Origin of the sequence: Streptomyces sp. NPDC051662 (genome assembly GCF_040681655.1) — a bacterium.
In the GTDB taxonomy this organism is placed as follows: Bacteria; Actinomycetota; Actinomycetes; order Streptomycetales; family Streptomycetaceae; genus Streptomyces.
Genome location: NZ_JBFAZD010000005.1, coordinates 433308 through 439307 on the forward strand (window position 1 = coordinate 433308; position 6000 = coordinate 439307).

Here is a 6000-nt window from a genome sequence, read left to right on the forward strand (position 1 = left end):
TGTGGTGGGAGCACATATCTGCCTGGCCGACCATAGGGAAGCAACCCTGGTGTGAAAGACGATCACATGGCATTGTCCGTCTCGGTCGCATACACGAGCACACCCCGCACGTGTGCGCGGCCGACGCACACCCGCGTCGAGTACACCCGCGTCGAGTACACCAGCGTCGAGTGCACAAGCGTCGATCATCTCAGCGCCGAGTCAGCCCGGGAGCCGCACCATGACCGCAGCAGCAAGCCCCGCACCCCTCTGGCAGCCGGGCCCCGACCGTATCGCCGCCGCCCGGATCACCCGCTTCCAGGCCTGGGCGGCCGACCGGTACGGCGCCCCGGCGGAGGGCGGCTACGCGGCGCTGCACCGCTGGTCCGTCGATGAGCTCGCCACCTTCTGGGCCGCCGTCGCCGACTGGTTCGACGTACGGTTCACCACCCCGTACCAACAAGTCCTCGGCGACCGCACCATGCCCGGCGCCCAGTGGTTCCCCGGCGCCACCCTGAACTACGCGGAACACGCGCTCCGTACCGCTGAGGACCCGGCGCGCGCCCATGAGCCGGCGCTCCTCCATGTCGATGAGACACATGAGGTGACCCCGGTCAGCTGGACCGAGCTGCGCCGCCAGGTGGTGGCACTCGCCGCCGAGCTGCGCGCCCTCGGCGTACGCCCCGGAGACCGCGTCAGCGGCTACCTCCCCAATGTCCCGCAGGCCGTCACCGCACTGCTCGCCACCGCGGCGGTCGGCGGCGTCTGGACCTCCTGCGCGCCCGACTTCGGCGCCCGCAGCGTGCTGGACCGCTTCCAGCAGGTCGAACCCGTCGTCCTGTTCGCCGTCGACGGTTACCGCTACGGCGGAAAGGAGCACGACCGCACGGAGACCGTCGCCGAACTCCGGCGCGAACTGCCCACCCTGCGCGCCGTGGTGCATGTCCCGCTTCTCGGCACCCCGGCCCCCGAAGGCGCCCTGGAATGGGCGGACCTCACCGCCGGCACCGCCGCGACCGAAGACACCCGGCCCGTCTTCGAACCGGTCCCCTTCGACCACCCCCTGTGGGTCCTCTACTCCTCCGGCACCACCGGTCTGCCCAAGGCGATCGTCCAGTCCCAGGGCGGAGTCCTCCTGGAGCACTTCAAGCAGATCGGCCTGCACTGCGACCTCGGTCCCGAGGACCGGTTCTTCTGGTACACCTCCACCGGCTGGATGATGTGGAACTTCCTCATCTCCGGCCTGCTCACCGGCACCACGATCGTGCTGTACGACGGCAGCCCCGGCTTCCCCGCCATCGATGCCCAGTGGGCCATCGCGGAACGGACCGGCGCCACTCTCTTCGGCACCTCGGCCGCCTACGTCATGGCGTGCCGCAAGGCAGAGGCACACCCGGGCCGCGACCACGACCTCTCCCGGGTGAAGTGCGTCGCCACCACCGGTTCACCCCTGCCGCCCGACGGATTCCGCTGGCTCCACGACGAGGTGGCCGAGGACCTGTGGATCGCCTCCGTCAGCGGTGGCACCGACGTATGCAGCTGCTTCGCGGGCGCCGTACCCACCCTCCCCGTCCATATCGGCGAACTCCAGGCGGCCTGTCTGGGGACGGATCTCCAGGCCTGGGACCCGCACGGCAGAGCCGTCATCGGCGAGGTCGGCGAACTGGTCGTCACCAACCCCATGCCGTCCATGCCGATCCGCTTCTGGAACGACCCCGACGGCAGTCGCTACCACGACAGCTACTTCGAGATGTTCCCCGGCGTCTGGCGCCACGGCGACTGGATCACCCTCACCGACCGGGGCTCGGTCATCATCCACGGCCGCTCCGACTCCACCCTGAACCGGCAGGGCGTCCGTATGGGATCCGCGGACATCTACGAAGCCGTCGAACGTCTTCCCGAGATCCGTGAATCCCTCGTCATCGGCCTGGAGGAGCCGGACGGCGGCTACTGGATGCCGCTCTTCGTCCATCTCGCCCCGGGCGCCGTGCTCGACGACACGCTCCGTGCCCGGGTCAAGGCGACGATCCGTGAACAGCTCTCGCCACGCCATGTGCCGGACGAGATCATCGAGGTCCCCGGAATCCCGCACACCCTGACCGGCAAGCGCATCGAAGTCCCGGTCAAGCGCCTCCTCCAGGGCGCGGCGCTCGACAAGGCGGTCAACGCGGGGTCCGTGGACAACCTCGAACTCCTCCGCTTCTACGAGAACCTCGCCCGCGAGCGCCACTGACCGCGTTGTCAGACCCGCTGGTTACTCTGAGTGAGCAATGATCGACCGTGCTCAGGGGGAGCCATGGCGCACACCGACCACAGCGACCGAACACCACAGCGGACACCACACGGAACGACCGGGACCGCGCGGCGCGGACTGCGCCGCGAAGTCCCCAGCACCGTCGGCCTGCTGGCCGACGAGCAGGACTTCACCGCGATGCGGCGCTACCGCACCTTCACCTTCGACGACCACGCCGCCTATCTGCGAGGGATCGACGGACTGCTGAAATCCCTGGCGTCCCAGGGCGTCCACACCACCGTCGCCCTCTTCGACCCGGAGGAGTACGCCGAGTACTGCGCGGCATCGGGTCTCGACCCCGACACCGCGGACAGCCGCGGCCGCTTCACGGCCCGCATCCCCGGGAGCGGCGCCGCCATCGCCTATACCGGCCAGCCCATCGACAGCCTCGTCCCACAGCTCATCAGCACCGCTGTCCGCAGGGCCACCTGGGAGTACGCGACCACGCTCCTCGCCGATCTCGGCGAGTGCGCCGACTGTGGGCAGGACATCGGGCGCGCGGCCTTCGACCGCGCCTCCCACCTGCTGCTCCGGCTGCTCGAAGGCGCCGGCTCCGGCACACACCACCTCGTCTGCAGCGTCCCCGCCGTCGACGAGCGACTCCTCGCGGTCCTGTGCACCGAGCGTCCCGACAGCGGCTCCGAAGGCAGCCCTGGCAGTAGCCCCAAGGATCCTGGTGGCGGGCCCGCCCGGCTCGACTCGTCCCAAGCCACCGAATTCGTGACCGTGCTGGCTGTCGGTATCGCCCTGGAGAGCGCCGGGGGAGTGGTGCTCCGTACGACCCGAGCCGATGACCCCGACCGGCTCCACGGCTGGCGCCTCCAGCACGGCAGCCTCGTTCCCCTCACCGCCGGCGAGGTCTTCAGCGCCTACTGCACCGACGCGGACACGGGAGAACCGGTCTCCCCCGAATCCGGCGTGGAGTACTGCCCGGGATTCGACCTCGGCCCGGACGACACCGGGACCCACCACTGAACGGAGCCAACGACAGAGGGGCTTCCCGCCCTGTACGGCGGGAAGCCCCTCCAGAACCCCGACCGGGATCCGGCCGTCTCGGATCACTCCCCGGACAGCACCGCCCGCGCGGCCTTCCGCGCACCCTCGGCGGTGTCCGCGGCACGCGCGGCGGCGGCGGCACGCTCACACTGCGCCAGCGTGTGCTTCGCCAGGGTCGACCGCACATACGGGATCGACGCCGCGCCCATCGACAGCGACGTCACACCCAGCCCGGTCAGCACACAGGCGAGCAGCGGATCGGCGGCGGCCTCACCGCACACCCCACAGCTCTTGCCCTCGGCCTTGGCGCTCTCGGCCGACAGCGCCACCAGATCCAGCAGCGCCGGCTGCCACGGATCCTGGAGCCGGGACACCGCACCCACCTGCCGGTCGGCCGCGAAGGTGTACTGCGCCAGGTCATTGGTCCCCAGCGAAAGGAACTCGACCTCCTGAAGAATCGAGCGCGCCCGCAGAGCGGCCGACGGAATCTCCACCATGGCCCCGAACTTCGCGTGCAGCCCCGCCTCACGACAGGCGTCCGCGAACGCCTTCGCGTCCGTGCGGTCGGCCACCATCGGCGCCATGACCTCCAGATACACCGGCAGACCCTCGGCCGCCTTCGACAGCGCGGTCAGCTGCGTCCGCAGCACATCCGGATGATCCAGCAGACTCCGCAGACCACGCACACCGAGCGCCGGATTCGGCTCATCGGCGGGCGTCAGGAAGTCCAGCGGCTTGTCCGCGCCGGCGTCCAGCACCCGTACGACCACCCGGCCCTCGGGGAACGCCTCAAGCACCGCGCGATACGCGGCGATCTGCTTCTCCTCCGACGGGGCCTGCTTACTGTCGTCCAGGAACAGGAACTCCGTACGGAACAGCCCGACGCCCTCCGCACCCGCCTCGACGGCCGCCGGCACATCCGCGGGACCGCCGACATTGGCGAGCAGCGGCACCTTGTGACCGTCCGATGTCGCACCCGGCCCGGTGGAGGCGGACAGCGCGGCCTTCCGCGCGGCGGCAGCCGCCTCCAGCTCGGCCCGCTTCTCGGCACTCGGCTCGACAAAGATCTCGCCCGTGCTGCCATCCACCGCGATCACGGTGCCCTCGGCCAGCTCACCGGCGCCCGGCAGCGCGACCACAGCGGGCACCCCGAGCGCACGCGCCAGAATCGCGCTGTGACTCGTCGGCCCGCCCTCCTCGGTCACAAAGCCGAGAACCAACGTCGGGTCGAGCAACGCCGTATCGGCGGGCGCGAGATCACGCGCGATCAGTACATAGGGCTCGTCACTGTCCGGCACGCCCGGCATCGGAACGCCCAGCAGCCGGGCGACGATACGATTCCGCACATCGTCCAGGTCCGCGACCCGCCCGGCCAGATACTCGCCGGCACCGGCGAGCAGCGCGCGATACGAGGCGAACGCGTCGTACACCCCGCGCTCGGCCGTGCTCCCGACGGCGATCCGCCGCTCCACATCGGCCATCAGCTCCGGGTCCTGTGCCATCAGCGCCTGTGCCTCAAGCACGGCCTGCGCCTCGCCGCCGGCCAGATTGCCGCGGGCGATCAGATCGGCCGACACCGCCTCGACGGCCTGGTGAGCACGCCCCTGTTCGCGCTCCGCCTCCTCCGCCGGGATCGACTTGGCCGGGGGCTCCAGCATCGCGGTCCCCATGTGCCGGACCTCGCCGATCGCCACTCCGTGGCTGACCCCGACGCCTCGCAGCGTTGTCTCCATTTCACCCGTCTCCGGTTATGCGGCGACCCGGTCGCCGCGATGGATGTACGACGAGCGCACCGCGCCCGCCCCTGACATACGTCGACGGCGTCACTGCCAGCCGAAGAGTGAGTCGCCGGTCTTCACATCGCCGTCCTCGCGGAGCTCGGAGAGGGAATCGGCGGTGGCCTCCAGCGCCACGACGGGACAGATGGGCGACTTGCCGGCCTCTTCCACGGCGGAAGGGTTCCAGCGCACCACGGCCTGTCCGCGGGTGACCGTGTCGCCCTTGTTGACGAGCAGTTCGAAGCCCTCGCCATTGAGCTGCACGGTGTCGATACCGAGGTGCGTCAGCACTCCGTGCCCGTCGGAGTCGACCACGACGAAGGCGTGCGGATGCAGGGAGACCACCACACCGTCCACCGGGGAGACGGCCTCGCCCGGCTCCCGTACGGGATCGATGGCCATACCGGGCCCCACCATCGCACCGGCGAACACCGGGTCGGGTACAGCGGGCAATCCGATGGCGCGTCCGGCGAGCGGGGCCGTCACGATGGTCATGGGGAGCCTCCAGGGGCGGAGAAAACGTACGGGCCGTCGTCACCGTCCGTGAGGGGGCGACGTGCTGTTCAGAAGGGTAAGTCATAGGAAGTGACGGTTCCGCGTGAGTGCTGTGGGTTGACGGGCCATGGGACCACCGAAACCGATTTGCCTGCGTCGGCCGCCCGCATGTACTGTCGTACTCCTGCCTGACCCCAACGCGACTTTGAGTCGGGGGTCGGCGGCGCCTATCAAGCCTCGATCCCAACCCGGATTCCGCTTTAGCATGCCTGCGGAACGAGTGGTCAGGAACAGCAAAAAGGCCTGATAGAGTTTGAAACACGAAATGCCGAAGGGAAGCGCCCGGAGGGACCGGAAACGGGACCAAAGGAAGCGTCCGTTCCTTGAGAACTCAACAGCGTGCCAAAAGTCAACGCCAGATATGTTGATACCCCGACCTGCTGGATCATCCGGTGGGTT

General features: G+C 69.5%; 4 protein-coding genes. 2 read left to right on the plus strand and 2 right to left on the minus strand.

The features are described from left to right. Nucleotides 1-220 precede the first annotated feature (220 nt). Together AB0M67_RS11950 and AB0M67_RS11955 are read left to right on the plus strand one after the other, a co-directional pair. Nucleotides 221-2212, plus strand: a complete 1992-nt coding sequence (locus AB0M67_RS11950) for an acetoacetate--CoA ligase (RefSeq protein ID WP_365745138.1) — start codon at nucleotides 221-223, stop codon at nucleotides 2210-2212. A gap of 63 nt (nucleotides 2213-2275) precedes the next feature. Next, on the plus strand, nucleotides 2276-3247 hold the full coding sequence (locus tag AB0M67_RS11955) for a hypothetical protein (protein ID WP_365745140.1): 972 nt from the start codon (nucleotides 2276-2278) through the stop codon (nucleotides 3245-3247). Nucleotides 3248-3330: 83 nt separating this feature from the next. Here AB0M67_RS11955 and ptsP read toward each other — a convergent pair whose 3' ends face one another. Then, a complete protein-coding gene (gene ptsP / locus AB0M67_RS11960; RefSeq protein ID WP_365745142.1) occupies nucleotides 3331-5001 on the minus strand; it encodes a phosphoenolpyruvate--protein phosphotransferase in 1671 nt (556 codons plus the stop codon). 90 nt (nucleotides 5002-5091) lie between these two features. Then, nucleotides 5092-5541: a PTS glucose transporter subunit IIA gene (locus tag AB0M67_RS11965; protein ID WP_365745144.1), complete on the minus strand. Its 450-nt coding sequence runs from the start codon at nucleotides 5539-5541 to the stop codon at nucleotides 5092-5094. Nucleotides 5542-6000 lie beyond the last annotated feature (459 nt).

What these genes read in the sequence shown, in the direction of transcription:
- AB0M67_RS11965 (WP_365745144.1), bottom strand. Translation starts at nt 5,541, where the DNA reads ATGACCATCGTGACGGCCCCGCTCGCCGGACGCGCCATCGGATTGCCC.
- AB0M67_RS11950 (WP_365745138.1), top strand. Translation starts at nt 221, where the DNA reads ATGACCGCAGCAGCAAGCCCCGCACCCCTCTGGCAGCCGGGCCCCGAC.
- ptsP (WP_365745142.1), bottom strand. Translation starts at nt 5,001, where the DNA reads ATGGAGACAACGCTGCGAGGCGTCGGGGTCAGCCACGGAGTGGCGATC.
- AB0M67_RS11955 (WP_365745140.1), top strand. Translation starts at nt 2,276, where the DNA reads ATGGCGCACACCGACCACAGCGACCGAACACCACAGCGGACACCACAC.